24 protein-coding genes and 1 pseudogene are annotated in these 25,058 nt (G+C 70.4%); 16 read left to right on the forward strand and 9 right to left on the reverse strand.

The features are described 5' to 3' along the window. Window positions 1-77 precede the first annotated feature (77 nt). From ACN27F_RS09510 to ACN27F_RS09550, 9 genes are all read left to right on the forward strand, one after another. Complete coding sequence (locus tag ACN27F_RS09510) at window positions 78-680, forward strand: nucleotidyltransferase (protein WP_421432559.1); 603 nt, start codon at window positions 78-80, stop codon at window positions 678-680. Beyond that, the gene (locus ACN27F_RS09515; RefSeq protein WP_421432562.1) at window positions 649-936 is read left to right on the forward strand and encodes a hypothetical protein; all 288 of its coding nucleotides are present in this window, start codon (window positions 649-651) and stop codon (window positions 934-936) included. The genes ACN27F_RS09510 and ACN27F_RS09515 overlap by 32 nt, the downstream gene beginning before the upstream one ends. Then, a complete protein-coding gene (locus ACN27F_RS09520; RefSeq protein ID WP_421432564.1) occupies window positions 933-1,667 on the forward strand; it encodes a metallophosphoesterase family protein in 735 nt (244 codons plus the stop codon). Before ACN27F_RS09515 ends, ACN27F_RS09520 begins: the two co-directional genes overlap by 4 nt. Window positions 1,668-1,705: 38 nt before the next feature. Next, window positions 1,706-1,849 carry a GPGG-motif small membrane protein gene (locus ACN27F_RS09525; RefSeq protein ID WP_199757467.1) on the forward strand — a complete coding sequence of 48 codons (144 nt, stop codon included), beginning with the start codon at window positions 1,706-1,708 and terminating at the stop codon, window positions 1,847-1,849. A gap of 400 nt (window positions 1,850-2,249) precedes the next feature. Then, on the forward strand, window positions 2,250-3,596 hold the full coding sequence (locus tag ACN27F_RS09530; RefSeq protein WP_421432567.1) for an ABC transporter substrate-binding protein: 1,347 nt from the start codon (window positions 2,250-2,252) through the stop codon (window positions 3,594-3,596). An 84-nt stretch (window positions 3,597-3,680) separates the two neighbouring features. Continuing rightward, a complete protein-coding gene (locus ACN27F_RS09535; RefSeq protein WP_421432569.1) occupies window positions 3,681-4,766 on the forward strand; it encodes a carbohydrate ABC transporter permease in 1,086 nt (361 codons plus the stop codon). A gap of 5 nt (window positions 4,767-4,771) precedes the next feature. Next, complete coding sequence (locus ACN27F_RS09540) at window positions 4,772-5,743, forward strand: carbohydrate ABC transporter permease (protein WP_421432572.1); 972 nt, start codon at window positions 4,772-4,774, stop codon at window positions 5,741-5,743. A 41-nt stretch (window positions 5,744-5,784) separates the two neighbouring features. After that, window positions 5,785-6,810 (forward strand): LacI family DNA-binding transcriptional regulator, encoded by a 1,026-nt coding sequence (locus ACN27F_RS09545; protein WP_421432575.1) that lies wholly within the window; start codon window positions 5,785-5,787, stop codon window positions 6,808-6,810. After that, entirely contained in the window at window positions 6,807-8,564 is a 1,758-nt protein-coding gene (locus ACN27F_RS09550) for a glycoside hydrolase family 13 protein (protein WP_421432577.1), read from the forward strand. Before ACN27F_RS09545 ends, ACN27F_RS09550 begins: the two co-directional genes overlap by 4 nt. Here the strand turns inward: ACN27F_RS09550 and ACN27F_RS09555 are convergent. Beyond that, window positions 8,533-9,975, reverse strand: coding sequence for an MFS transporter (locus ACN27F_RS09555; protein ID WP_421432581.1), 1,443 nt, complete (start codon window positions 9,973-9,975; stop codon window positions 8,533-8,535). The genes ACN27F_RS09550 and ACN27F_RS09555 overlap by 32 nt on opposite strands. A gap of 266 nt (window positions 9,976-10,241) precedes the next feature. On the opposite strand from ACN27F_RS09555, the gene ACN27F_RS09560 reads away from it, so the two are divergent. Together ACN27F_RS09560 and ACN27F_RS09565 are read left to right on the forward strand one after the other, a co-directional pair. Continuing rightward, entirely contained in the window at window positions 10,242-10,403 is a 162-nt protein-coding gene (locus ACN27F_RS09560; protein ID WP_421432584.1) for a hypothetical protein, read from the forward strand. A 137-nt stretch (window positions 10,404-10,540) separates the two neighbouring features. After that, a pseudogene (locus tag ACN27F_RS09565) lies at window positions 10,541-10,822 on the forward strand (transposase); the annotation flags it as partial. Between the two features lie 311 nt (window positions 10,823-11,133). On the opposite strand, the gene xylB reads toward ACN27F_RS09565, so the two are convergent. Together xylB and xylA are read right to left on the reverse strand one after the other, a co-directional pair. Further along, window positions 11,134-12,552 (reverse strand): xylulokinase, encoded by a 1,419-nt coding sequence (gene xylB, locus ACN27F_RS09570; protein WP_421432586.1) that lies wholly within the window; start codon window positions 12,550-12,552, stop codon window positions 11,134-11,136. Window positions 12,553-12,606: 54 nt separating this feature from the next. Continuing rightward, window positions 12,607-13,797 carry a xylose isomerase gene (gene xylA, locus ACN27F_RS09575; protein ID WP_421432588.1) on the reverse strand — a complete coding sequence of 397 codons (1,191 nt, stop codon included), beginning with the start codon at window positions 13,795-13,797 and terminating at the stop codon, window positions 12,607-12,609. Between the two features lie 74 nt (window positions 13,798-13,871). On the opposite strand from xylA, the gene ACN27F_RS09580 reads away from it, so the two are divergent. Beyond that, window positions 13,872-15,143 carry an ROK family protein gene (locus ACN27F_RS09580; protein WP_421432590.1) on the forward strand — a complete coding sequence of 424 codons (1,272 nt, stop codon included), beginning with the start codon at window positions 13,872-13,874 and terminating at the stop codon, window positions 15,141-15,143. A gap of 53 nt (window positions 15,144-15,196) precedes the next feature. Here ACN27F_RS09580 and ACN27F_RS09585 read toward each other — a convergent pair whose 3' ends face one another. From ACN27F_RS09585 to ACN27F_RS09595, 3 genes are all read right to left on the reverse strand, one after another. Further along, window positions 15,197-16,648: a sugar transferase gene (locus tag ACN27F_RS09585; protein ID WP_421440079.1), complete on the reverse strand. Its 1,452-nt coding sequence runs from the start codon at window positions 16,646-16,648 to the stop codon at window positions 15,197-15,199. 275 nt (window positions 16,649-16,923) lie between these two features. Further along, a complete protein-coding gene (locus ACN27F_RS09590) occupies window positions 16,924-18,627 on the reverse strand; it encodes a VWA domain-containing protein (RefSeq protein WP_421432592.1) in 1,704 nt (567 codons plus the stop codon). Between the two features lie 261 nt (window positions 18,628-18,888). Next, the gene (locus ACN27F_RS09595; RefSeq protein WP_421432595.1) at window positions 18,889-19,950 is read right to left on the reverse strand and encodes a lactonase family protein; all 1,062 of its coding nucleotides are present in this window, start codon (window positions 19,948-19,950) and stop codon (window positions 18,889-18,891) included. A gap of 106 nt (window positions 19,951-20,056) precedes the next feature. Here ACN27F_RS09595 and ACN27F_RS09600 point away from each other — a divergent pair, with 106 nt between their 5' ends. Genes ACN27F_RS09600 through ACN27F_RS09615 form a run of 4 tightly spaced genes read left to right on the forward strand, consistent with a single transcriptional unit; the run spans window position 20,057 to window position 23,660 of the window. Then, the gene (locus ACN27F_RS09600; protein ID WP_421432596.1) at window positions 20,057-20,767 is read left to right on the forward strand and encodes a GntR family transcriptional regulator; all 711 of its coding nucleotides are present in this window, start codon (window positions 20,057-20,059) and stop codon (window positions 20,765-20,767) included. A 12-nt stretch (window positions 20,768-20,779) separates the two neighbouring features. Beyond that, window positions 20,780-21,514, forward strand: coding sequence for a (Fe-S)-binding protein (locus ACN27F_RS09605; RefSeq protein ID WP_421432599.1), 735 nt, complete (start codon window positions 20,780-20,782; stop codon window positions 21,512-21,514). After that, the gene (locus ACN27F_RS09610; RefSeq protein WP_421432602.1) at window positions 21,511-23,028 is read left to right on the forward strand and encodes a lactate utilization protein B; all 1,518 of its coding nucleotides are present in this window, start codon (window positions 21,511-21,513) and stop codon (window positions 23,026-23,028) included. The genes ACN27F_RS09605 and ACN27F_RS09610 overlap by 4 nt, the downstream gene beginning before the upstream one ends. Next, window positions 23,025-23,660, forward strand: a complete 636-nt coding sequence (locus tag ACN27F_RS09615) for a LutC/YkgG family protein (protein ID WP_421432605.1) — start codon at window positions 23,025-23,027, stop codon at window positions 23,658-23,660. Before ACN27F_RS09610 ends, ACN27F_RS09615 begins: the two co-directional genes overlap by 4 nt. An 18-nt stretch (window positions 23,661-23,678) precedes the next feature. Here ACN27F_RS09615 and ACN27F_RS09620 read toward each other — a convergent pair whose 3' ends face one another. From ACN27F_RS09620 to ACN27F_RS09630, 3 genes are read right to left on the reverse strand one after another with little or no spacing between them, the layout of a single operon-like run. Then, window positions 23,679-24,281, reverse strand: coding sequence for a GTP-binding protein (locus ACN27F_RS09620; protein ID WP_421432606.1), 603 nt, complete (start codon window positions 24,279-24,281; stop codon window positions 23,679-23,681). Further along, entirely contained in the window at window positions 24,262-24,651 is a 390-nt protein-coding gene (locus ACN27F_RS09625; RefSeq protein WP_421432609.1) for a DUF742 domain-containing protein, read from the reverse strand. Before ACN27F_RS09625 ends, ACN27F_RS09620 begins: the two co-directional genes overlap by 20 nt. Further along, complete coding sequence (locus ACN27F_RS09630) at window positions 24,641-25,051, reverse strand: roadblock/LC7 domain-containing protein (RefSeq protein WP_421440081.1); 411 nt, start codon at window positions 25,049-25,051, stop codon at window positions 24,641-24,643. Before ACN27F_RS09630 ends, ACN27F_RS09625 begins: the two co-directional genes overlap by 11 nt. Window positions 25,052-25,058: the final 7 nt, after the last annotated feature.

Genomic DNA, 25,058 nt, shown 5'->3' on the forward strand with positions numbered 1-25,058 from the left:
TGCCACAGGTGTGAACGCGCCGCGCGTCGGGTAGGGGTGAGTCCCGTCACACACCACCACCCAGCACGGGAGCACAGATGGTTCGCCGAGAGGACGAGGGCCTGCTGCACACCCTCAAGCGGGTCGCGGCCGTGCTGAAGCAGTCGCAGATCCCCTTCGTACTGGGTGGCAGTTTCGCGGTGTACGCGCACGGCGGGCATTCCAGTGACCACGACGTGGATTTCCTGATCCGCGAGTCGGACGTCGATCCGGCGCTCGCCGCCCTGGTCGAGGCGGGGTTCACCGCCGAACGGCCGCCGGAGGACTGGCTGGTGAAGGTCTTCGACGAGCAACGGATGGTGGACCTCATCCACCGCCCGATCGAGACGCCGGTCACCGATGCGACGCTCGCGGACAGCGTGATCCGACCGGTGGACGCGATCCATCTGCCGGTGCTGCCGGCGACCCTGCTGATGGTGCACAAGCTGCTGAGCTATTCGCAGCACTACTGCGACTTCGCCCGGGCGCTACCGGTGGCCCGGTCGCTGCGGGAACAGATCGACTGGGAACGGGTACGTAAGGAAACCGCGCACTCGCCGTACGCCGAGGCGTTCCTGGTGTTGCTCGATCGCCTCGACGTGGTGCCGGACTACCAGCGGGAGGTACGAGATGACATCGAGGCAGTCACCGGACCGGCTTGACCAGGCCAGTCGGTACGGCGAATACACCGAGGCCACCGTGCAGCGGATGCTCAGTGAGGAGCCCACGGTCGCCGAGCAGGGAATCACCGTCGCCCGTCGGGATCACACCCTGGTCCTCGCCGGAGAGGTGGAGAGCGCGTACCGCCGGGACGAGATCGTCCGGCTGGTCACCGAACGGTTCCCGGACGTCGAGCTGACCTGCGACATCGCGGTCAGTCGGACCGGCGCGCCGACCGGGGCGGAGGAGTTGTCATGATCCGCATCGCGGCGGTGGGTGACGTGCACATGGACAGCGACGTGCTCGGACGGTTCCGTCCGGCGTTGTCGGGCATCGACGAACACGCCGACGTGCTGCTGCTCGCCGGAGATCTCACCCGGCACGGCACCGAGTCGGAGGCACGCTGTGTCGCCACGGAGTTCGGCGCAGCCGCTGTTCCGGTGGTCGCGGTGCTGGGCAACCACGACCACCACTGCGACCAGGTGCCACAGGTGGTGAAGATCCTGCAGGAAGCGGGCATCGCCGTGCTCGACGGCAGCGGCGTGGTGCTCGATCTGCCAGGTGGACGGCTCGGCGTGGCCGGGGTCAAGGGGTTCGGCGGAGGCTTCGCCGGCCGGTGCGCCAGCCAGTTCGGTGAACCGGAGATGAAAGCGTTCGTCGGCACCACCGCAGCCGCCGCCGACCAGCTCCGGCAGGCGCTGGCAGGTCTCGACTGCGACGTACGGGTCGCGTTGACCCATTACTCGCCGGTGCCGGAGACCCTGGCGGGCGAACCGTTGGAGATCTACCCGTTCCTGGGCTCGTATCTGCTGGCCGAGGCGATCGACGCGGTGCCGACCGCGCTCGCGGTGCACGGGCACGCCCACTTCGGCAGTGAACGGGGCACAACTCCCGGTGGGGTACGGGTGCGTAACGTCGCGCATCCGGTCATCAAGCAGGCGTACAGCGTGTTCGCTCTCACCGGGTCGGTGGCCGGCCGGGACGGCTAGAAGGTTTCCGTAGCCGGGCAGAAGGGTACTCATCAATCATGGAGCTACTTCTCTGGATTCTCGCAGTCGTACTGGTCGTTGCCGGTGTTCTCGCGCTCTTCCGCCGGCAGCTTCTCTGGGGGATCGTCCTGATCGTCGTCGGGTTGCTGGTCGGACCTGGTGGCGTGAGCCTGTTCGCTTGACCTGCGGGAAAGTCCCCCTGATCCGTATCAGCCCCCGGCCCGGCTCGGGCCGCTACGAAGCTTGCCGGGACCGCCCGTCGCCGATTGCGGACCTCCTCCCTCCCGCCGATCGGTGGTGGCGGTCCCGGCATACCCGTCTTCTCTCCTGATCTGGCGCTCCCCTGACACCCGCCCCGACCGACCGGACCAGCCGCCCGGTCTGAGTGATCGGTCAGGGTCGACGCGTGCCTGGACTGCAGGAGCCGGAGCAAGGTTTCCGAATTGTTACTGGCCTGTGGCGTGACAGGGGTGGACGAGTTCCGGTGCAAGCGCTTACATGTGAGGACGCCCAGACAGCAACCGACCGGCGTGCCCGAACCGCAGGACTCGCGGGCGGCGTCGGCTAGGAAGGGAGGACGGCATGGCGGTCTTCACCAGACCACGCCAGGCCTTCGCGCTCGCCAGCGTGATCGGGCTGGCGCTCACCGCCACCGCATGCACCTCAGACACCGGCACCAGCGCAGACCCGGACTCCGAGGAATGCGCCCCATACAGCGACTACCAGGGTACCGACGGCACCGAGGTGTCGATCTACGCCTCCATCCGGGACGCTGAGGCAGATCTGCTGGAGGAGTCCTGGAGCCAGTTCGTCGACTGCACCGGCATCGACATCGAGTACGAGGGCAGCGGCGAGTTCGAGGCCCAGCTGCAGGTCCGGGTGGACGGCGGCAACCCGCCGGACATCGCGTTCATCCCGCAGCCCGGCCTGGTGGGCCGCTTCGCCGAGTCCGGCCAGTTGCAGGCCGCCTCGGACGAGACCCGGGCAATGGCCGAGGAACACTACAGCGAGGACTGGCTGGCGTACGGCACCGTGGACGGCACCTTCTACGGGGCTCCGCTCGGTTCCAATGTCAAGTCCTTCGTCTGGTACTCGCCGAGCATGTTCGCCGACAACGGCTGGGAGATCCCGGAGACCTGGGACGACCTGATCGCGCTCAGCGACGAGATCGCGACCGGCGGCACCAAGCCGTGGTGCGTCGGCGTCGAGTCCGGTGACGCGACCGGCTGGCCGGCCACCGACTGGATCGAGGACATCATGCTCCGGACCCAGACGCCGGAGGTCTACGACCAGTGGACGACCCACGACATCGCGTTCAACGACCCGCGGGTCGCCGAGGCGGTCGACCAGGCCGGGGCGATCCTCAAGAACGAGGAGTACGTCAACGGCGGCTTCGGCGGCGTCTCCAGCATCACCGCAACATCCTTCCAGGAAGCGGGCACCCCGATCCTGTCCGGCGACTGCGCGCTGCACCGTCAGGCGAGCTTCTACGCCAACCAGTGGCCGGAGGGCACCGAGGTCGCCGAGGACGGTGACGTCTTCGCCTTCTACTTCCCGACCACCGACCCGAGCGCCGGCCAGCCGGTCCTCGGCGGTGGGGAGTTCACCGTCGCGTTCGCCGACCGCCCCGAGGTCCAGGCGGTGCAGACCTACCTGGCCTCGCCGGAGTACGCGAACAGCCGGGCCTCGCTCGGCAACTGGGTGTCGGCCAACAGCGGCCTGGACATCGCCAACGTGGAGAACCCGATCGACCGGCTCTCGGTCGAGATCCTGCAGGACGAGAACACCACGTTCCGCTTCGACGGGTCGGACCTGATGCCGGCCGCGGTCGGCGCCGGCACCTTCTGGCGCGGCATGGTCGACTGGCTCAGCGGTGACAGCACCGCCGAGGTCCTCGAATACATCGAAGGCTCCTGGCCGAGCGAGTGACACCACCACCCGGCCGGTCCGGTCCGACGTGTCGGACCGGACCGGCCGGTCCCGTATCCAGTCGACGCACCGCTGGGAGGGCGGATGTACTTCGACTTCGCAGACGAGGGCCCGAAGCTGGCGATGCTGCTGTACGGCCTGATCGCGTTCGCGGTCATCGTCGGAGGGCTGCTGTTGTTGCTCGACGCGGTGCCGACCTGGCTCACCCGGCGCCGGGAACAACGGCTGATCGCCGCTGGAGCCACCGGGGCGACCGCAGCCACCGGGGCGGCGGGCGGCTCCGTACCGGTCGGCCGTCGACGACGCGGCACCGAAGGCCTCTTCGGCACCTTCTTCCTGCTGCCGGCGTTGGTACTGCTGGCGATCGGTCTGGTCATCCCGGCACTGCGGACCATCGTACTGTCGTTGATGGACGGCCGCAGCGAGGACTGGGTCGGCCTGGACAACTACCGGTGGATGTTCGCCCAGGACGAGATCATCCAGGTGCTGACCAACACGCTGATCTGGGTGGTCCTGGTGCCGACCGTCGCCACGGCGGTCGGATTGATCTACGCCGTGCTGGTGGACAAGGCCCGGTTCGAGGCGCTGGCCAAGTCGCTGGTGTTCATGCCGATGGCCATCTCGTTCGTCGGTGCGAGCATCATCTGGCGGTTCGTGTACGCCTACCGTGGTGGTGAACAGGAACAGTACGGCCTGCTCAACTACCTCGTCACCCTGTTCGGCTGGGAGCCGCAGCGTTGGCTGCAGCTCAACGCGCCGCTGAACACCCTGCTGCTGATCGTGGTGATGATCTGGATCCAGGCCGGGTTCGCGATGGTGGTGCTGTCGGCCGCGATCAAGGCCATCCCCGCCGACATCATCGAAGCCGCCCGTCTCGACGGGGTGAACGCCTGGCAGATGTTCTGGCGGGTCACCATGCCCAGCATCCGACCGGCGCTGATCGTCGTGGTGGTGACCATCTCCATCGCCACCCTGAAGGTCTTCGACATCGTCCGGACCATGACCAACGGCAACTACGACACCGGCGTGATCGCCAACGAGATGTACAACCAGGCGTTCCGCTACGGCCAGACCGGTCAGGGCTCGGCGCTGGCGGTCTTCCTGTTCGTCCTGGTCATCCCGATCGTCATCTACCAGATCCGTAACCTGCGCAAGCAGCGGGAGGTGTGACACCGATGGCCACCACCACGACGCCCCCCGTGGCCGCACCGGCCACCAGCGGCGAGCAGCCGCCGCGTACTCGTGCCGGTCGGGTCCGCAAGCGGCTCAACACCCCGATCGCGACCATCGCCTCGGTCGTCATCGCCGTCGTCTGGACCATCCCGACCTTCGGCCTGTTCGTCTCCTCGTTCCGGCCCGCGGAGCAGATCAGGACCACCGGCTGGTGGACCTTCTTCGGCGACCCGCAGGTCACCCTGCAGAACTACCAGGACGTGCTGTTCGGCCGCTCGTCGTCGTCCGGGCAGCTGGCCAGCTACTTCATCAACTCCTTGGTGATCACGATCCCGTCGGTGCTGTTCCCGTTGGCCTTCGCGTCACTCGCCGCGTACGCGCTGGCCTGGATCAACTTCCGTGGTCGGGATCTGATCTACATCGGAGTCTTCGCGCTGCAGATCGTGCCGCTGCAGATGGCCCTGGTGCCGTTGCTGAGTTTCTTCTCCCGCGGCGTGACCATCGGTGGCGTGCCGATCACCCCGGCCTGGGATCTGTCCGACGAACAGCGGTTCATCCAGGTGTGGTTCGCACACACCTGCTTCGCGCTGCCGCTGGGTATCTTCCTGCTGCACAATTTCGTCTCCCAGCTGCCCAAGGATCTGATGGAGGCGGCCCGGGTGGACGGGGCGACGCATCCGAAGATCTTCCGGAGCATCGTGCTGCCGCTGATCACTCCGGCACTCGCCGCGTTCGGTATCTTCCAGTTCCTGTGGGTATGGAACGACCTGCTGGTCGCGTTGATCTTCGCCGGTGGCGGCAACGACGTGGCGCCACTCACTGTCCGCCTGGCCGAACTGGCCGGTACCCGGGGCGACGAATGGCAACGGCTCACCTCGGGTGCATTCGTCTCGATCGTCGTACCCCTGATCGTGTTCCTGTCCCTGCAGCGGTACTTCGTCCGCGGCCTGCTCGCCGGCAGCGTCAAGGGCTGACCGGCCGCTCGGGCCCGCGTTACGCACGCGGCAGGTGAACCATGACCAGAATCGACGACGTCGCCCGGTTGGCCGGAGTCTCCACGGCGACCGTCTCGCGGGCTCTGCGCGGCCTGCCGACGGTCACCGAGGCGACCCGGCTACGGGTGCTGGACGCCGCCGCCCAACTCGGATACATCGCCTCGCCCAGTGCCTCCCGGCTGGCCGGGGGCAAGACCCGGGCGGTGGCGGTCGTGGTGCCGCGGATCACCCGTTGGTTCTTCAGCACGGTGGTCGAGGCCGCCGAGGAGACTCTGCAGGAGGCCGGTTACGACCTGCTGTTGTACAACCTCGGCGGCCAGGAGCACGCCCGCCAGCGGCTGCTGCACACCGCAAACCTGCACCAGCGGGTCGACGCACTGATGCTGGTCGCGACGCCGCTGGAGCCGGTGGACTTCGCGGCGATCTCGGCGCTGGCGATGCCCGGTGTCACGGTCAGCTCCGGCACCGGGGTGCCCGGCTGGCCGAGCGTCCGGATCGACGACGTGGCCGCGGCCCGCAGCGCCACCGCCCATCTGCTCGGACTCGGGCACCGCCGGATCGCCCACATCTCCGGCAACTCCGCCGACGAGCTGGCGTTCACCACCCACCTCGACCGGCGCCGCGGATATCAGGAGGCGTTACGGGCCGCCGGACTGACCCCGGACCCGGCGCTGGACGTGGAGGGCGACTTCACCATCAACGGCGGCGGTCGGGCCGCTACTGAGCTGCTGCGCGTCGATCCACTGCCGACAGCCATCTTCGCCGCCTGCGACGAGATGGCCCTCGGCGCGATCGCCGCCGTACGGTCCGCCGGACTGCGGGTGCCGGCGGACGTCAGCGTGATCGGTGTGGACGACCACGACGTCGCCCGGGTGGTCGGGTTGACCACTGTCGCGCAACCCGCGGCCGAGCAGGGCCGACTCGCCGCCCGTACGCTGCTCGGCCCGCTGTCCGGCAGCAGCCGCACGGTCGCCGACGCCACCGTGATCCTGCCCACCCACCTGGTCGCCCGCGAGTCCACCGCCCCGCCCCGGGAAACCCGATGATTCCCGGCCCCGACCTGGTAGACCACATAACCGGGACCGCTACCGAACCAAGGAGTGCATCGGTGAACACACCAGTCACCCGAACCCGTGCCGACGACGCTGAATCCGCCGCCGGCGCGCAATGGTGGCGGCAGGCCGTCATCTACCAGATCTACCCGCGCTCCTTCGCCGACGCCGACGGTGACGGCATCGGCGACCTGCCCGGCGTCATCGCCCGCCTGGACCATCTGGTGGCACTGGGTGTCGACGCCGTCTGGCTCTCCCCGTTCTATCCGTCGCCGCAGGCCGACGCCGGCTACGACGTCGCCGACTACCGCGACGTGGACCCGGTCTTCGGACAACTGGCCGACGCCGACCGGCTGATCGCCGAGGCGCACGACCGCGGCCTGCGGGTGATCGTGGACCTGGTGCCGAACCACACGTCCTCGGCGCATCCCTGGTTCGTCGAGGCGCTCGACGCCGGACCGGACAGTCCGGCCCGTGACCGCTACGTTTTCCGCGACGGGCGTGGGCCCGGTGGACACCTGCCGCCGAACAGCTGGCGGTCGGTGTTCGGCGGACCGGCCTGGACCCGGGTGGACGGCCCCGACGGTACGCCGGGCCAGTGGTACCTGCACCTGTTCGACGCCGGCCAGCCCGATCTGAACTGGGATTCCCCGCAGGTGCGCGCCGAGTTCGTGGACATCCTGCGGTTCTGGCTCGACCACGGCGTGGACGGGTTCCGCGTCGACGTCGCCCACGGTCTGGTCAAGCAGGCGGACCTGGCGGACTGGCACTACCCGGAGGAGACCTCGTCGGGCGACCACGTCGACCAGCCCCGGCCGCCCATGTGGGACCAAGACGGGGTGCATGAGATCTACCGGCAGTGGCGCGCGGTGCTGGACGGCTACCCGGGCGAGCCGATCCTGGTGGCCGAGGCGTGGGTGCAGCCGGCGGAGCGGCTCGCCGCGTACGTGCGCCCGGACGAGATGCACCAGGCGTTCAACTTCGAGTACCTGGAAGCGGCATGGACCGCGGCCGTACAGCACACGGTGATCTCCCGGTCGCTGGCCGCCGCCGGTGCGGTCGGTGCCCCTACTACCTGGGTGTTGTCCAATCACGACGTGTTGCGGCACGCCACCCGGCTGGCGTTGCCGGTCGGTGAGCGTCGTCCGCGCGGCATCGGCGCCACCGATCCGCAGCCGGACACCGCGCTCGGGTTGCGCCGGGCCCGCGCCGCCAGCCTGCTGATGCTGGCGCTGCCCGGCTCGGCATACCTGTACCAGGGTGAGGAACTGGGCCTGCCGGAGCACACCACACTGCCCGACGAGGCCCGACAGGACCCAACCTGGCGGCGCAGCGGGCAGACCGAACGAGGTCGTGACGGCTGCCGGGTGCCGATCCCGTGGGAGGCCGACGCTCCCTCGTACGGCTTCGGGCCGGCCGACCACAGTTGGTTGCCGCAGCCGTCGGCCTGGGCCGAGTACGCCCTGGACCGGCAACTCGGCACGCCCGGCTCGACGTACGAGATGTACCGGGCCGCTTTGGCGCTGCGCCGCAAGTACGGGCTCGGTCTCGCCGAGCTGCACTGGCTGGAGTCTCCGGACGACGTGCTGGCCTTCCGGGTCGGTGAGCTGACCGTGGTGACGAACTTCGGCACCGAGCCGGTGTCGCTGCTGCCGGGAACCGAACCGGTGCAGGCCAGCGGGCCGCTGCTCGACGGCAACCGGGTGCCGACCGATGTCACGGTCTGGGCCCGCCGCCGTCCGTCGTGACCGTCGCGGGAGAGTCCGCGCCGGCCCGGGTGACGAGCAGGGCGTGCACCCGGGCGATGTCGGTCGGTGCGGTCCGTGACGCCAACCAGTACATGATTCCGGTCGGCACGAAGAACAGCTGGAAGGCGGCCAGCCCGACCGCGTAGTTCAGCGGTGGCGGCACCGCCACGCCGATGAGCCGCAGGGCGACCGGCAGCAGTCCGTTGCCGGTCGCCCGGCCGACGCCGTTGACCAGATTGCCGAGGCTGTAGACGGTGCCCCGGTGCTCCGGCGGGTTGACGTCGGCGATCAACGCGAACCAGTTCGGCGAGTTTGCCGAGGTCAACGCCAGGGCGAGCAGCGCGGTCAGAAAGGCCAGCCCGATGGTCGGCTCGGTCAGCACACCGCCCAGCACGGCGGCGGTCACCGCGCCGGCACCCGCGCCGTCGGGCACCTCGATGCGCATCGGCACGAAGAACAGCACCAGGTAGAACGGCACCGCGGCGAGGATGCCGACCGCGGCGACCAGGGCCCGGCCCCGAGGGGTACGCCGCTGCATCCGGTCGCCGACCAGCCCGCCGACGATGGACAGCGCCCCGCCGAGCTGGAACAGGGTGGCGAACACGCTGCCGACGACGATCGCCGTACCGGCCGAATAGCCCTGCTCCTCGGCGCGGGCCCGGAACAGCGCCGGCAGCCAGACCAGCGAGCCGAACGCGACCTGCGCGGTGAGGCCCTGCAGCACCAGCCACACGTTGGTCCGGCGCTCGACGATCGACGGCAGGTCGGCCCGGCCGATCCGGTGCTCGTAGTCGTCACCGGCGGCGAACCGGCCGGCGAGTTCGGGTTGGCTCTGCCCCCGCCGCACGTCGTAGGTGAACAGGTACGCGGCGCTGGCCAGTACCCCGGCGGCGGTCAGCACCAGGAACGGCCGGCGCCAGTCGTCGTGCCCGAGCAGCCCGCCGAGCAACGTGCCGGCCAGTGTGCCGACGCCCTGCGACAGCCCCCAGAAGCTCATCACCAGGCCTCGGCGCGCTGGCGTGATCAGGTCGCTGACCACGGAGAACCCGACCGAGGCGACCGCGCCCAGGCCGACCGCGGCGACCAGCTGGGCGGCGAGGAACACCGGGTAGCTGCCGGCCAGCCCGGTCCCGGCGGCACCCGCCGCCCAGATCAGTGTGCCGGTCATCAGCAGCGGCTTACGGTCGCCGCGGTCGCCGACGTACGCCCAGGCGACCGCGGCGACCGCGCTGACCAGGAAGGTCGCGGCGGTGACCGCCCCGATCGCGGCCTCCGGTACGGCGAGGGTGTCGGCGATGCTGCCGTACAGCGGCGGGACCAGACCGATCGTGACGTTGTCCAGTGACGCGAGCACGATGAACACGACGACGCTGTAGATGCGGCGGTGCACCCGTCCAGTGGTCAGCGTCATGCCGCTGAGTATGGATCAGCACCCCGCCGATCGGTTCGCGGGTCAGAGCCAGCAGAGCAGTTGTCCAGCTTGCTTGGCCCAGCCTGAGAGACTTTCTGCACGGGTCAGCACTCCGAGGACGATCCGCCAGGCCCTGCTGTGGCCGGAAGTCCGGCAGGCAGCCAACCTCCGCCAACGCAAGACCCGTCGCAGCCACCAGCGGACTGCCGGCCCTACGGGGACCGTATGCCACCCCAACTGCGACGGCTATGGGAGAGCGTGCCTGGTTGAACGGCAGCATCACCAACGCGCATACCGCCGCGACGCCCACGGTGAGCAGGTACGCCACGCCGACCGAGCGGTGCGCCACCGGCCAGCGGCGGCGCAGCCGGTGGCCTGAGATTGACGTCGTCGAGGTGACGCTGACGCACGCTATTTTGCCGAAATAACGTGCGTCAGCGTCACCTCGCGAACGCCCAGCCCGAGCTACTACAGCTCCGGCGCAAGCTTCCCTGCGCACTGAGCCACCGTGGGACAGCCGGCCGCCGGGCCGGTGGGTGCGGTCACGGATGAACAGTTGATCGCGATGCTGGTCGATCGGGCTCGTGGTGACGGGCTGCAACTGACCGGTGAGGGTGGGCTGCTGCAGCAGCTCACGAAGCGGGTTCTGGAGTCGGCGCTGGACGGTGAGATCACCGACCACGTCGGCTACGACAAGCACGACCCAGCTGGTCGAAACGGCGGGAACACGCGTAACGGCAGCCGGACCAAGACCGTGCTCACCGACGTCGGGCCGGTCGAGGTACACGTCCCCCGCGACGCGGCGGGCACGTTCGAGCCGCAGATCGTGCGCAAGCGGCAGCGGCGGGACTCCCCGCCTCGCCCCGTACATCTCATCCAGATCGGCAGACAGTTCGGCGACGTCATTCCGGACCCGCCGGAGCGGCTGACCCGGTCCCCCGAACTGTCCCGGGCGGTCCACGACGCGAACTCGACCGCCCGTACCCACATCCCGAACCGGACCACCGGCGAGTGCCACCGGTGCGGCGGTGGTCCGGACCCTGCCGGCCGTTCCTGCTGGCGATCGCCATCCTGGACCGCTGGGACCCCAGTAGCGCCCGGCGATTGGCTCCGTGCTCCGTCTCTCCGGGCTGATTCTCATGGGTGCTGCTCTACGGGTCAGCCGGCGGCGACCCGGTTCAGCACATGGTCGCGGGCTTCGGCGTATCGGTCGCGGATGGCCGGCACCGGATCGGCGGCGTACTCCTCGGTCTCGGCCGGGGTCCAGTCGGGTGCGTCGGCGGTGCCGGCCGCCAACCAGGCGGCCTGCCGGGCGGCACCGTCGGCGACGTACTCGCCGGGTGGCGGCACCAGCACCGGGCAGCCGAAGATCTCAGGGGCGATCCGGCGTACCGCGCCGGATCGGGCCCCGCCACCGACCAGGATGACCCGGTTGACGGTGGCGCCCTGGGCGACCAGGGCGTCCAAGCCGTCGGCCAGCGCGCAGAGCATGCCCTCGACGGCGGCCCGCGCCAGGTGGGCGGGGGTGCTGGTGGCCAGGGTGAGCCCGTGCAGCGAGCCGCTGGCCGTCGGCCGGTCCGGGGTGCGCTCCCCTTCCAGGTACGGCACCAGCACCAGCCCGTCGGCGCCGGCCGGCGCGCTGATCGCCAGCTCGGCGAGCCGGTCGTGGTCGACGCCGAGCATCGTGGCGGCGGCGTCCAGCACCCGGGCGGCGTTGAGGGTGGCGACCAGTGGCAGGAACCGGCCGGTGGTGTCGGCGAAGCCGGCCACCGTGCCGCTCGGGTCGGCGGCCGGGCTCTCCGCGACGCTGAACACGGTGCCGGAGGTGCCGATGGAGACGATGACGTCGCCGGGGCGGGCACCGACGCCGAGCGCGGCGGCGGCGTTGTCCCCAGCTCCCGGGCCGAGCGGGACACCGGTGGGCAGTGCCCCGGCCGGATCGGTCGGGCCGAGCACCCGCGGCACCACCGGCTGCCGTCCGAAGGCGTGTTCCAGCAGGTCGAGCCGGTACTGCCCGGTGGCGGCCGACCAGTATCCGGTGCCGCTGGCGTCGCTGCGGTCGGTGCGCAGCGTGTCGAGGTCGCCGCTGCCGGCCAGCCGCCAGGTGAGCCAGTCGTGCGGCAGGCAGACCGCCGTGGTCCGGGCGGCGGCGGCCGGCTCGTGACGGGCCAGCCAGCGCAGCTTGGTGATGGTGAAGCTGGCCACCGGGACCAGGCCGACCGCGTCCGCCCAGGCCCGCCTGCCGGCCGGCCCGCCGCCGAACTCGTCGATCAGTTCGGCGGCGGCACCGGCCGAGCGGGTGTCGTTCCACAGCAGCGCCGGCCGGACCACCTCGCCGGCGTCGTCGAGGCAGACCATGCCGTGCTGCTGGCCGGCGACCGCCGCGGCGGCGACGTCGGCCAGCCCGCCGGCCGCGTCGATCGCCTGTCGCAGCGCCGCCCACCAGGCGTCCGGATGCACCTCGGTGCCGTCCGGATGCGTGGCCCGACCTTCGCGGACGAGCGCACCGGTGTCCGCGTCACGAACCACCACCTTGCACGACTGGGTCGACGAGTCGACGCCGGCGACGAGGGTCACGGCTGGGTCCTCCACGGGTGCGGGTTCGGTCGGATGTGCTTTGGACTGATGTGCTCAGGACCGGGCGCCGAGCAGGTGCTCGACGGCGAGCTGGTTGAGCCGGACGAAGTGGAAGCCCCGGTCGGCACTCGCCTCCACGTCGAAATCCTCGAAGCTGGACCGGTCGGCCAGCAGGTCGGTGTAGCTCTCCCCCGGGTTCAGCGTCGGGGTGGCCAGGTCCGGCACCTGGCTGACGGCGAGCGCCTCCTGCACCTCGGGGTCGGCGCGGAACGCCGCGGCCCGCTCCTTGAGCAGCAAATAGGTACGCATGTTGGCGGCGGCCGATGCCCACACGCCGGTGTAGTCCTCGGTGCGCGACGGCTTGTAGTCGAAGTGCCGTGGGCCCTGGTAGGCGGGCCCGCCGTTCGGACCACCGTTTTCCAGCAGGTCGACCAGCGCGAACGCGTTCAGCAGGTCGCCGTGGCCGAAGACCAGGTCCTGGTCGAACTTGACGCCCCGCTGACCGTTGAGGTCGATGTGGAACAGCTTGCCGTGCCACAGCGCCTGGGCGATGCCGTGCACGAAGTTGAGTCCGGCCATCTGCTCGTGGCCGACCTCGGGGTTGAGCCCGACCAGCTCCGGGTGGGCCAGGCTGGAGATGAAGGCGAGTGCGTGCCCGACGGTCGGCAGCAGGATGTCGCCGCGCGGCTCGTTGGGCTTGGGCTCGATGGCGAATCGCAGGTCGTAGCCGCGGTCGATGACGTACTGGCCGAGCAGGTCGACGGCCTCCCGGTAGCGGTCGAGCGCGGCCCGGATGTCCTTGGCGTGGTCGTACTCCCCGCCCTCGCGCCCGCCCCACATGACGAAGGTCTTGGCACCGAGCTCGGCGGCAAGGTCGATGTTGCGTAGCACCTTGCGCAGCGCGAACCGGCGTACCGCCCGGTCGTTGCTGGTGAAGCCGCCGTCTTTGAAGACCGGGTGGCTGAACAGGTTGGTGGTGACCATCGGCACCACCAGGCCGGTCTCGTCGAGCGCCTTGCGGAACCGGGCGATGTGCTGGTCGCGGGTCGCGGCGTCGGCGCCGAACGGGATCAGGTCGTCGTCGTGGAACGTGATGCCGTACGCGCCGAGCCCGGCGAGTTGGTGCACCGCCTCCACCGGGTCGAGCGGGCCACGGCTGGCGTCGCCGAACTGATCACGGGCCTGCCAGCCAATGGTCCATAGCCCGAAGGAGAACTTGTCAGCCGGAGTGGGCTGGACTGCCATGGTGACCTCCACGTAACATGGCTGATTTGTTTAGCCATTGAATTATTTTCCTGTGGTGTGGCATTGTCAAGACCATGCCCACGCCAGATGCCCCGGTGACGGGACCTGCCGACACCGGCCGATCCACCCGCACCGGTCGGCCAGCCGGCGGGCCGCTGCGGCAGGCCGGTTTACGCGAGCACCACCTCGGCCTGGTCATGCGTCAGGTGGCGGCGGCGCGGCGCCCACCGTCACGGGCCGACATCGCCGCCGCCACCGGATTGACCCGGGCCACCGTCTCGGCACTGGTCGACGAGCTGATCACCGGTCGGCTGCTCGCCGAGGTCGCCCCACCGCCCCGGACCGGAGCCGGACGCCCGGCGACCGGGCTGGTCCTGGCCGCCGACGGGCCGGCCGGCCTCGGGCTGGAGATCAACGTCGACTACCTCGCCGCGTGTGTGGTCGACCTGGCCGGAACGGTGCGGCACCGGACCGTCCTGCGTGCCGATCAGCGACCCGACCAGCCGCGACAGGTGCTGGCCCGCCTCGCCGACCTCGCCGGCACCGCGCTGGCCGCACCGCAGGTCGCCGGCCTGACGCTGGCCGGCGCCGCAGTCGCCGTACCGGGTCTGGTGGCCCGCGACGGGCTCGTCCGCCTCGCGCCCAACCTGGGTTGGCACGACGTCGACGTGCCGGGCGCGTTGGCGCAGCAGCCCACTCTCGCCGATGTCGCGGTGGTGGTGGACAACGAGGCCAACCTGGCCGCGCTGGGCGAACTACACGCCCGTGCCGGTGAGCTCACCGACTTCGTCTACGTCTCCGGCGAGATCGGAATCGGCGCCGGCATCATCATCGACGGACACCTTTTCCGCGGAGCCCGGGGCTGGAGCGGCGAACTGGGCCACATGGCCGTCCGCCCGGACGGCCCGGCCTGCCGGTGCGGAGCCGCCGGCTGCCTGGAACAGTACGCCGGGCAGGAGGCGATCCTGCGGGCAGCCGGGGTGGCCCGAGCCGGTCTGCCGGCCGCAGCGGCGCTGCGTCGGCTGACCCGGCGCGCGGGGTCAGCCGACGTGGCGGCACGGTCCGCGCTGGACAGCGCCGCTACCGCCCTTGGCGTCGTGCTCGCCGGGGTGGTGAATCTGCTCGACGTGCAGACGGTGGTGCTGGGCGGGATCTATGCCCCGCTGGCGGACTGGATGGTGCCCCACGTCGAGGCGGAGATCACCCGACGGGTGCTCACGGCGGCGTGGTCTCCGGTCGCCGTACGTGCGTCGGTACTCGGCGCGGAGGCCGCCGCCACCGGTGCCGCGGGTTCGGTCGTCCGGGCGGTACGCGACCACCCCGCCCCCTGGCTCGTCCGCCCCTGACTCCGGCGCGCACTTTTCCCCTCGGGGCGGTGGGGCAGTGGGGGGGTGGGGGGTCAGTAGGCGCCGCGGCCGTTCACTACGGCGCCGAAGGTCTTCCAGAGGATGGTCAGATCGCTGGCGAGCGACCAGTTCTCCACGTAGTAGAGGTCCAGCCGGATGCCGTCCTCCCAGGACAGGTCGGACCGGCCGCTGACCTGCCACAATCCGGTCATACCCGGCTTGACCAGGAGCCGCCGGGCGACATCGCCGTCGTAGCGGGCCACCTCGGAGGGAAGCGGCGGCCGCGGACCGACCAGGCTCATGTGGCCGAACAACACGTTCGCCAGCTGCGGGAGCTCGTCCAGCGAGTATTTGCGCAGGAACTTGCCGACCCGGGTGATACGCGGGTCGTCGCGCATCTTGAACATCAGCCCGTCGGTTTCGTTCTTGGCGGCCAGCTTGGCGAGCAGGGCGTCGGCGTTGACGACCATGGTCCGGAACTTGTAGACGTGGAACTCCCGGCCACCCTGGCCGACCCGGACCTGCTTGAAGATGACCGGCCCCCGGCTGTCGAGCTTGATCGCGAGGGCGAGCACCGCGAGCAGCGGTGCCAGCAGGGTCACCGCCAGCATCGAGATCGACCGGTCGACGAAGCCCTTGACCAGCTTGCGGGTGCCCCGGAACTCCGGCGCCTCGACGTGGATCAGTGGCAGCCCGGCCACCGGCCTGGTGTGGATGCGCGGACCCGCGACGTCGGTCAGCGCCGGAGCGAGTACGAGATCGATCCCGGTGCCCTCCAGCTGCCAGCCGAGCCGACGCAGCCGGGTGGCGGTCAGCTCCCCGGACGCGGTGACCGCCACCGTGTCCGCGCCGGTCGCGGCGGCGGCGTCGGGAATGTTGCGGAACGAGCCGGCGACCGGCACGTCGCCGAGGCGCTGCGGCACCGGCGCCAGCAGCGCGTCCGGGATGCAGGCTCCGACCACCCGGTACCCGGCGTACGGCTCCCGGCGCAACGTGTGCACCAGTTCCAGTACGTGCGGGGTGTCCCCCACCACGAGCACCCGGCGGAACCAGCCGCTGCCCACCGCGCGGCGCCGGTGCAGCGCCTTACGGGCACCGAACCGCCCGGCGACCAGGCCGACGGTGCCGACCGCGAAGGCCACCGCGAGAAAGCCACGGCTGATGCCGACGTTGGCGACGTATCCGATGATCGCGACGGTGCCGGCGAGACGCAGGCTGGCGCTGACCACCCGCCGGTACTCGTCGGCGCCGTAGCCGAGCACCCGGTCGTCGTAGCAGCGCAACAGCTTCAACGAGACCAGCCAGGCGACCATCAGGCAGGGTGTCACCAGGACGTACGGCAGGTCCGTACCGGCAGCTTCCTCGGCACCGAAGCGGACCAGGTAGCCGGCCGCCACGGCAGCGCACAGGATACTGAAGTCGAGGGCGGCCACCGCCCGGATGTAGGCACGCTGGCGTGCGTGCAGGACCGCGATGGGTGCCTCCGGAGTGGAGTCCGGTTGCACGATCGCAGTGTTGACGAGTGTCGCCGACGTCACTAGCCCTCCCCAGCTCGCTCGAGTCGACGCATCCCCCGAGCCGCCCGCTGACCCGTCGTTGGTGCCTGCGGCGCCAGGGCACCCCGATATCTTGGCCTACCTGGTGGTGCGGTCGCAGCTTGCGACAGATTACTGTCACTTGACCGGAGCGCATTCACACCGCATGTACAATCTGGAGCCACCTGACAACCCTTAGTCATGAAGGGGTGTCGCAAACCACCCAGATTTCCCATAACAACCACTCACCGAACCGTCGTCGGTCGCAGGGCGATCGCCTTCAGCAGGATGTCACCGATGTTCGCCGGGTCCTCGGTGACGAAGACACCGCCGCCGGTGGTGTTGGTGATCGACTCCAGCTCCTCCTGACTCACCCCGTCGCCGATGCCGACGAAGATGACCTGGATGGGCCGCTGTGGATCAGCCGCGTCGGCCAGCTCGGCCAACAGCTGCTCCCGGGTCAGCCCGTTGTCGTCCTCGTTCCTACCATCAGTGAAGATCACCACCGAGTTGACACGCCCAGCTGCCCACTCTTCCTGCACCGCGAGGTACCCGGCCAGAGTGGTGTCGTAGAGGCCGGTGTTGCCGTTGCGCTTGGGCACCACCTCCACCAGGGAGTCTTCCAGCGCGTCCCGCTGGCTGCTGAGCGGAGCGATCGGGACCAGTTCGCGCCAGTCCTGGGCGCCCTCCAACTCGGTGGAGAAGATCCACAAACCGACCGCCCAGGAGTCGTCGAACAGCGCCAAGCCCCGGCGGGCCGCCTCCCGGGTGACATCCGCCCGGCTGGCGTTGTTCGCGGTCGGCACCGGCTCCAGCATCGACCCGGAGACGTCGATCACCGCGAGCATCCGGGCCGGCAGTGTCACCGCGGTCCAGGTGGCCAGCGTACGGTCGATGACCACCGGGTCCAGCCCGCCGGCAGCGGTGCCGCCGCCGTCCGGTGAGACCGTGGCCTGCGCGGTGCCCGCCGGACTCGGCGCGCCCTGCGGTGCGCTGAATCCCGTTCCCCAGGTGCCGTCCGGCGCCCGCAGCCCCTGCGCGCCGAGTTGATCTCTGAACAGCACGCCGCCCAGCACGGCGAAAAAGTTGGCCGCCGCCGCGGACTTGGCCGGATCGGCCCCCGGTAGCAGCGCGTACGGGTAGTCCAGCGACATCGGTGCCGGCTCAAGGTAGAGCGCGGCGAGAGAAATCGGCGGCTGGGTCGCGTTGTACTCGATCACGTCCTCCTCGCTGAGCGCGGCGGCGCTGAGCGAAGAGGCGATCGACGCCGGATCGGCCGAGCGCGGGAAGCGGGCCAACAGGTCGTCGCGCAGCGCCGACCGGCCGGTGGCCAGGGTCCGCAGCGCGGCGGTGGTCGCCTGCTGGGCGTTCTCCCCGGCCTCCCCGGCGGCCTCACCGAGGGCGAGCAGGCCGGAGAGTCCGGCCGCGTCGCGGGTCGGTTCGACGATGCCGGTGCGCAACTGGGTCCCGGTGGTGATCTGCTGCAACAGATCGGTCCAGGTGAGCTGCTGGTTCGGCCAACCGAGATTGGCGGCCACCGGCTCCGGCATGGCGACCACGACCGGGCTGCGGGCGACCGACTTGTTGTTCTCGGGTGCGAACCCGGGAGCCAACGAACTCAGCCGCAGCAGCCAGGTGGAGGAGTCGGGCACCCAGACGTCCGGGGCGACCGCGGTACCGCTGGCCTGTCCGACGCCGGCCAACGCCACGCCGTGCTGGCCGGCCACCACCGCAGCCACGTCGACCGGGTCGGTCGCGGTGATGTCGACCGCGACGCAGGTGTCGCCGACCGAGCCACCCTCGGTCCGCCACTGGTCGGCCGCCGCCTGTAGCGCCGGCGCGATCTCCGGGGACGCCGCCAGCGTCAACGGCAACTCGCCCGAGCACGACGCGGCGACCAGACGTTGATAACCGAGCCAGCCGCCTACCCCGACGACGACAAGCGCCATCGCGGTCGCGATGGCGCCTGCTCCGCGGATCCGGCTTCGCATCCGATGGCGGCCTGGCACGGTCCCATACTCCGGATGTGCACGCCCAGGTGGTAGGTACGTTCGGACGATAGTTACGGAGGAGAAACACTTGAATAGGATTTGGTGACTTGCCGTAGTCGCATCACTTCCGTACGTTTCAACCGACCTTCGATCAGGCATCCGCCAACGAAAACACCCAGCCGATCGCAGGTCGGCCGACAGTCACCGTCCGACACCGACTCACCAGGAAACCGGCAGCAGACACGTCGGACTCGGCACTGATACCGGGTCACCGAGAGCAACCGGAACACCACTAGAATCATCGACCACATAGGCGCTTATCGAATCGGATCGTTCGTTGGCGACATAGAGATGGTTGTCGACCAGCACGAAATGCCGGGGCCAACGACCGCCCGTAGCGACCTCGGTCACATAGCGCGGCTGCGCGGGCACGGCCAGCGCGAAGACCGCGATGGTGTCCGGCCCGCGATTGGCCACGTACAGGAACCGCCCGTCCGGGCCCATCGCGATCTCGGACGGTTGCGCACCGCCCGCCGTGCTCGCCGGCACCCGGCCACACTCGGTCAGCCGACCGGCACCATCGATCTCGTACGTGGTCACCGAGGCGTCCAACTCGCCGACCAGGTAGCCGTACCGACCGTCGGGGTGACGGGCCAGGTGCCGTGGCCCGCTGCCCGGCGCGGCCGCGACCGCGGGATCCGGCTCGGTCAGCGTCCCGGCCTGCGCGTCGAGCAGGTACCGGTGCACCGCGTCGGTGCCCAGATCAACCACGTACAGTCCGGGTCCGATCGGGTCGGGCGACACCATGTGCGCGTGCGGCCCCTCCTGCCGCCGTGGGTCCGGCCCGGCACCGGCGTGCACGTGCAGATCGCTGCGCGGCGCCAGGGCACCCTTGGTGGTGATCGGATGCACCGCGACGCTCCCGGTGCCGTAGTTGACGCTGACCAGATGCTCCCCGGAAGCCACGACCGCCAGGTGGCACGGACTGGTCCCGCCGGTGTCCTGGCTGCCCAGCGGACGGAGCGCCCCGTCGGCGTCCGCCGCCCAGGCGCTCACCATGCCCTGTTCGATTTCGCTGACCGCGTAGAGCACCGACCGGTCGGGGTGGCGGGCGAGAAAGGACGGGGAGGCGGACGGTGCGACCAGCACCGGCTCGCTGAGACGCCCGGTGGCCGGGTCCCGGCGCGCGAGCATGATCCCGGAACCGTTGCCGCCGGCGTCGGCCGTGTAGCACCCGAGATAGATCGTTTCGATCGCTGGGATGGGTTCCGTTGCACTCACCAGGGCTCCCCTGCCTGACCCGTACGGGCACTCGCTCGGACTCGAAAGATCCTATAGGATCTTTGATCTACCCGCCGCCCGGCGGGCCAACCACGAGGGAGTTCCCGTGCGGCCAGCCCGTCGACTCACGCTCACCGACGACGTGTACGGGACGATTCGCGCGCAGTTGATGGACCACATCGTCGCCCCCGGCGCCCGGATCAACATCGACGCCCTCGCCCGCAACCTGCAGGTCTCACCCACGCCGGTACGCGAGGCGCTCGCCCGGCTCGAAGCCGACGGGCTGGTCCGCAAGCGTCCACTGGTCGGATACACCGCCACTCCGCTGCTTACCCGCGAGGAGTTCGACGAACTCGTCGAGATGCGGCTGATTCTGGAGACCGCCGCGGCCCGCCGCGCGGCCGGGCGGCAGCATGTTCCGGTCGACCTGGACCGGCTGCGCGACGCGGCCGACCTGCCCGGCCCGGTGCCCGGCGCCCAGGGCTACGCCAGCATCGCGGCCTTCACGGCGGCCGACGCCCGGTTCCACAATCTGCTGGCCGAACTGTCCGGCAACGGGATGCTGCGCGAGGCCGTCGTCCGGCTCCGGCCGCACCTGCATCTGTTCCGTCTGCACTTTCCACCCACGCACTACCAGACCAGCGGCGCCGAACACCACCGGATCGTCGAGGCGGTGGCGGCGGGCGATCCGGATCGTGCCGACGCCGCGGTCCGCGACCACCTGCTCGCCGCACGCGAGCGCCATCTTCCCTACTTCCGGCCTGGGCCGGTCGGCCCTGCTCACGACGCAGGGCCGGCCGGCCCCACTGCCCGTTAGGACGTGCCGACGATGCGGATCGCGCTCTTCGTAACCTGTGTCAACGATCTGCTCTACCCGGGCACCGGGCGGGCCGTGGTCCGGCTCCTGGAACGGTTGGGACACACCGTCGAGTTCCCGCTGACGCAGACCTGCTGCGGGCAGATGCACGGCAACAGCGGCTACCGGGCCGAGGCGGTGCCCCTGGTCCGCAACGTCGTCGAGACGTTCCGCGACTATCCCGCCGTGGTCGCCCCGTCCGGCTCCTGCGTGGCCATGATCCGGGACGCGTACCCCCGGCTGGTCGTCGACGACGACCGGCTCGCCGCCGCCGTGGCCGAGTTGCGTCCCCGAGTGTACGAACTGTCCGAGTTGCTGGTGGACGTGCTGGGTGTCACCGACGTCGGCGCCTGGTTCCCGCACCCGGTGACCTACCACCCGACCTGCCACGGGCTGCGGATGCTGCGACTGGGCGAGCGCCCGCTACGGCTGCTGCGCGCGGTTCGCGGGCTCGACCTGATCGAGCTGCCCGATAGCACGGAATGCTGTGGTTTCGGCGGCACGTTCGCGGTCAAGAACGCGGCCGTGTCCACCGCCATGCTCGCCGACAAATGTCGGGCGGTGGCTGGCACCGGGGCGACGTACCTGGCTGCGGCCGACAACTCCTGTCTGGCACACATCGGCGGCGGACTGGCCCGCACGTCCACCGCGGTGCACGCCGTCCACTACGCCGAAATCCTGGCCAGCACCCCTGAGGAGCCACTGTGACCGGCACCGGCAACATCTCGGCCCATCAGCCCTTTCCCGCCGCCGCGACGCGTCAGCTGGCCAACACCCAGCTGCGCGCGAACCTCGACAGGGCCACCCGTACCATCCGGGCCAAGCGGGAGCGGGTCGTCGACGAGGTACCCGAATGGGAAGCCCTGCGCCTGGCCGGAGCGGCGATCAAAGACGACGTGCTGGACCGGCTGCCAGAGCTGCTGGAGCAGTTCGAAGCGGCGGCCGTCGCGGCCGGAGCGCAGGTGCACTGGGCCCGTGACGCGAGCGAAGCCGGTCACCTGGTGACCGACCTGGTCAAGGCCGCCGGTGCCGACGAGGTCGTGAAGATCAAGTCGATGGCGACCCAGGAGATCGGACTCAACGAGATTCTCGCCGCCGCCGGCATCGAGGCGATCGAGACCGACCTCGCCGAACTCATCGTCCAACTGGCCGGGGACACTCCCTCGCACATCCTGGTACCCGCGATCCACTACAACCGCACACAGATCAGGGACATCTTCGCCCGCCGGATGCCCGGGGTCGATCTGGCCACACTGACCGACGATCCGCCGGCCCTGGCCGAGGCCGCCCGCCGGCATCTGCGGCAGCGTTTCCTCTCCGCCCGGGTGGCGGTCTCCGGCGCGAACTTCGCGGTGGCGCAGACCGGCACCCTGGTCGTGGTCGAGTCCGAAGGCAACGGGCGGATGTGCCTCACCCTGCCACCGACGCTGATCTCCGTGGTCGGGGTGGAGAAGCTCGTGCCGACCTTCCAGGACCTGGAGGTCTTCCTGCAGCTGCTGCCACGTTCGTCCACCGGTGAACGAATGAACCCATACACGTCGATGTGGACCGGGGTGACCCCCGGGGACGGCCCGCAGGAGGTGCACATCGTGCTGGTCGACAACGGCCGGGCGGACACCCTCGCCGACCCGGTCGGTCGCCAGGCGCTGCGCTGCATCCGCTGCTCCGCCTGTCTCAACGTGTGTCCGGTGTACTCCCGGGTCGGTGGCCACGCGTACGGCTCGGTCTACCCCGGCCCGATCGGCGCCATCCTGTCGCCGCAGCTGACCGGCCCGCACTCGGCCGCCAACCGGACCCTGCCGTACGCGTCCACGCTCTGTGGGGCCTGTTTCGACGCCTGCCCGGTCCGGATCGACATCCCCGAGGTGCTGGTGCACCTGCGCCAGCAGGGGGTGGACGCGGTCCGGCACCGCCCGTCGGCGGAACGTGGCGCGATGCGGGCACTGTCCTGGACGATGCGCGACCGCCGCCGCTACACGACCGCGCTGCGCGCCGCCCGGCGGGGATCGGCACCGCTACGGCTGGTCACCGGCCGGCGCGGCACACTCCGGCGGCTGCCGTGGCCGCTCAACGCCTGGACCGCTGGCCGGGACGCGCCGCTGCCCGCGCCGCAGAGCTTCCGTGACTGGTGGCTGGCGCGCGACGCCCCACGATCCGACACCGCGACGCCGCCACGCCGCGACACACCGCAGCCCGGCGACGGACGGGAGATGCCACGGTGACCAGCGCCCGCGACGAGATCCTGAGCCGACTACGGGCTGCCCGGCACCTGGGGGGTCGGCCCGTGCCACGCGACGACCGGGCCGGTCGAGGGGGGACCGGCGGATCAGACACCGATGATCCGGTCGGGCTGCTGGTCGACCGGTTGCTCGACTACCGCGCGTCGGTCCACCGCTGTACCGCCGCCGAGCTGGCCGGCCGCCTCGCCACGGTGCTGGCCGCGGTGCCGGCGATCGCGGTGCCGGCGGATCTGCCGGCCGGCTGGCTGACCCGGTACCCGGGGACCGTGCTACGGGACAGCCGGGCGAGACCGCTGTCCGTGACCGATCTCGACACGCCGGGACTCGCCGCGGTGACCGGCTGCGCGGTGGCGATCGGACAGACCGGCACGTTGGTCCTGGACGCCTCGGCGACGCAGGGTCCCCGACGGCTCACGCTGGTGCCGGACCAGCACGTCTGTGTGGTACGGGTGGAGCAGGTGGTGTCCGGGGTACCCGCGGCGCTGGCCCGGATCGTCGACCCGACCCGGCCGCTAACCCTGGTCTCCGGACCGTCGGCCACCAGTGACATCGAACTGAACCGGGTGGAAGGGGTGCACGGGCCGCGCCGGCTCGACGTGATCCTCACCGGATGAACGCGCGGTCCACCGGGCTCACCCGGTCGGCACCGGCTGACCGCGCCGGTACGCCACATGCTCGACCAGTGCGATCAGGACCGTCTTGCCGGAATGCCGGTTGCGGGCGTCGCAGAGCACGACGGGCACGTCGGGGTCGAGATCGAGGGCCTGGCGGACCGACTCCGGGCTGAACTGCTGCGCGCCGTCGAAGCAGTTGACCCCCACGACGAACGGGGTGCCCCGTTGTTCGAAGTAGTCGACGGACGGGAAACAGTCCGCCAACCGGCGGGTGTCCGCCAACACGACCGCTCCCAGCGCACCGAACGCCAACTCGTCCCACAGGAACCAGAAACGGTCCTGGCCCGGCGTACCGAACAGGTAGACCTGCAGGTCGTCGTTGATGGTGATGCGGCCGAAGTCCATCGCGACGGTGGTGGTGTTCTTGGCCTCCACACCGGACGTGTCGTCGGTGCCCAGGCTGGCACTGGTCAGGACCTCTTCGGTCTGCAACGGTCGGATCTCGCTCACCGCCCCGACCAGGGTGGTCTTACCCACACCGAATCCCCCGGCGATGAGGATCTTCAGTGCCAGCGGGATACGCCGCGAGGGCTCGTTCCGGTTATAGCGCACGGAGTCCATTGACCACCGCCTTGAGTATGTCGTCGTGGGGGTGATTGGCCGAAGCCGGGGGTTCGTACAGGGCGATGAGGCCGGCGGCGAGCAGGTCGCCGAGGAGTACCCGGACCACGCCGAGGGCCAGGTCGAGGTCGGCCGCGAGGTCGGCCACGGATACCGGCTGCTGGGCCAGACCGATGATGCGTCGGTGCTCCGGCTGCAGGTACGCCTGCCCGTCGGCGTTCTCCGGCAGGCCAGCCACCACGAATGCAAGCAGGTCGAAGGCTGCGCTGCTCGGGCGTACCCGGCCTCCGGTCACCGCGTATGGACGGACCACCGGACCGGCGGCGGAGTCCAGCCAGTCGTGGCGCGGCCCGGCTGGGTCACCGTCCATCGGGTTGCGCCGCGGATGGTCGGGTCGAGGCGCTGAGGTTCTGTCCCACGCGGGTGACAAGCATCGCCATCTCGTACGCGATGAGGCCGATGTCCGCGTCGGCGTCGGCGAGCACGGCCAGGCAGGCACCATGCCCGGCGGCGGTGACGAACAGGTACGCCGACTCCATTTCGATCACGGTCTGCCGTACCGGGCCGGCGCCGAAGTGTCGGCTGGCGCCCTTGGCCAGGCTCTGGAACCCGGCGGCCATCGCCGCCATGTGCTCGGCGGCCTCGCGGGTGAGGCCGCGCGACGCCCCCATCAGCAACCCGTCGGCGGACAGGACCACCGCCTGCTGTGCGGGGGGAACCCGGTCGACCAGGTCGTCGAGCAGCCAGTCGAGGTTCATGGCATGCCGCATCGTGTGC

Origin of the sequence: Solwaraspora sp. WMMB335, assembly GCF_049179075.1 — a bacterium.
Taxonomy (GTDB): domain Bacteria; phylum Actinomycetota; class Actinomycetes; order Mycobacteriales; family Micromonosporaceae; genus Micromonospora_E.

Bases quoted from the DNA above. Each gene is read 5' to 3' on its own strand.
- ACN27F_RS09530 (WP_421432567.1), top strand. From the start codon at position 2,250: ATGGCGGTCTTCACCAGACCACGCCAGGCCTTCGCGCTCGCCAGCGTG.
- ACN27F_RS09605 (WP_421432599.1), top strand. From the start codon at position 20,780: ATGCGGATCGCGCTCTTCGTAACCTGTGTCAACGATCTGCTCTACCCG.
- ACN27F_RS09535 (WP_421432569.1), top strand. From the start codon at position 3,681: ATGTACTTCGACTTCGCAGACGAGGGCCCGAAGCTGGCGATGCTGCTG.
- ACN27F_RS09510 (WP_421432559.1), top strand. From the start codon at position 78: ATGGTTCGCCGAGAGGACGAGGGCCTGCTGCACACCCTCAAGCGGGTC.
- ACN27F_RS09580 (WP_421432590.1), top strand. From the start codon at position 13,872: ATGCCCACGCCAGATGCCCCGGTGACGGGACCTGCCGACACCGGCCGA.
- ACN27F_RS09520 (WP_421432564.1), top strand. From the start codon at position 933: ATGATCCGCATCGCGGCGGTGGGTGACGTGCACATGGACAGCGACGTG.
- ACN27F_RS09515 (WP_421432562.1), top strand. From the start codon at position 649: ATGACATCGAGGCAGTCACCGGACCGGCTTGACCAGGCCAGTCGGTAC.
- ACN27F_RS09625 (WP_421432609.1), bottom strand. From the start codon at position 24,651: ATGGACGGTGACCCAGCCGGGCCGCGCCACGACTGGCTGGACTCCGCC.
- ACN27F_RS09620 (WP_421432606.1), bottom strand. From the start codon at position 24,281: ATGGACTCCGTGCGCTATAACCGGAACGAGCCCTCGCGGCGTATCCCG.
- ACN27F_RS09590 (WP_421432592.1), bottom strand. From the start codon at position 18,627: ATGGCGCTTGTCGTCGTCGGGGTAGGCGGCTGGCTCGGTTATCAACGT.
- ACN27F_RS09540 (WP_421432572.1), top strand. From the start codon at position 4,772: ATGGCCACCACCACGACGCCCCCCGTGGCCGCACCGGCCACCAGCGGC.
- ACN27F_RS09550 (WP_421432577.1), top strand. From the start codon at position 6,807: ATGATTCCCGGCCCCGACCTGGTAGACCACATAACCGGGACCGCTACC.
- ACN27F_RS09545 (WP_421432575.1), top strand. From the start codon at position 5,785: ATGACCAGAATCGACGACGTCGCCCGGTTGGCCGGAGTCTCCACGGCG.
- ACN27F_RS09555 (WP_421432581.1), bottom strand. From the start codon at position 9,975: ATGACGCTGACCACTGGACGGGTGCACCGCCGCATCTACAGCGTCGTC.
- ACN27F_RS09630 (WP_421440081.1), bottom strand. From the start codon at position 25,051: ATGCGGCATGCCATGAACCTCGACTGGCTGCTCGACGACCTGGTCGAC.
- ACN27F_RS09525 (WP_199757467.1), top strand. From the start codon at position 1,706: ATGGAGCTACTTCTCTGGATTCTCGCAGTCGTACTGGTCGTTGCCGGT.
- xylA (WP_421432588.1), bottom strand. From the start codon at position 13,797: ATGGCAGTCCAGCCCACTCCGGCTGACAAGTTCTCCTTCGGGCTATGG.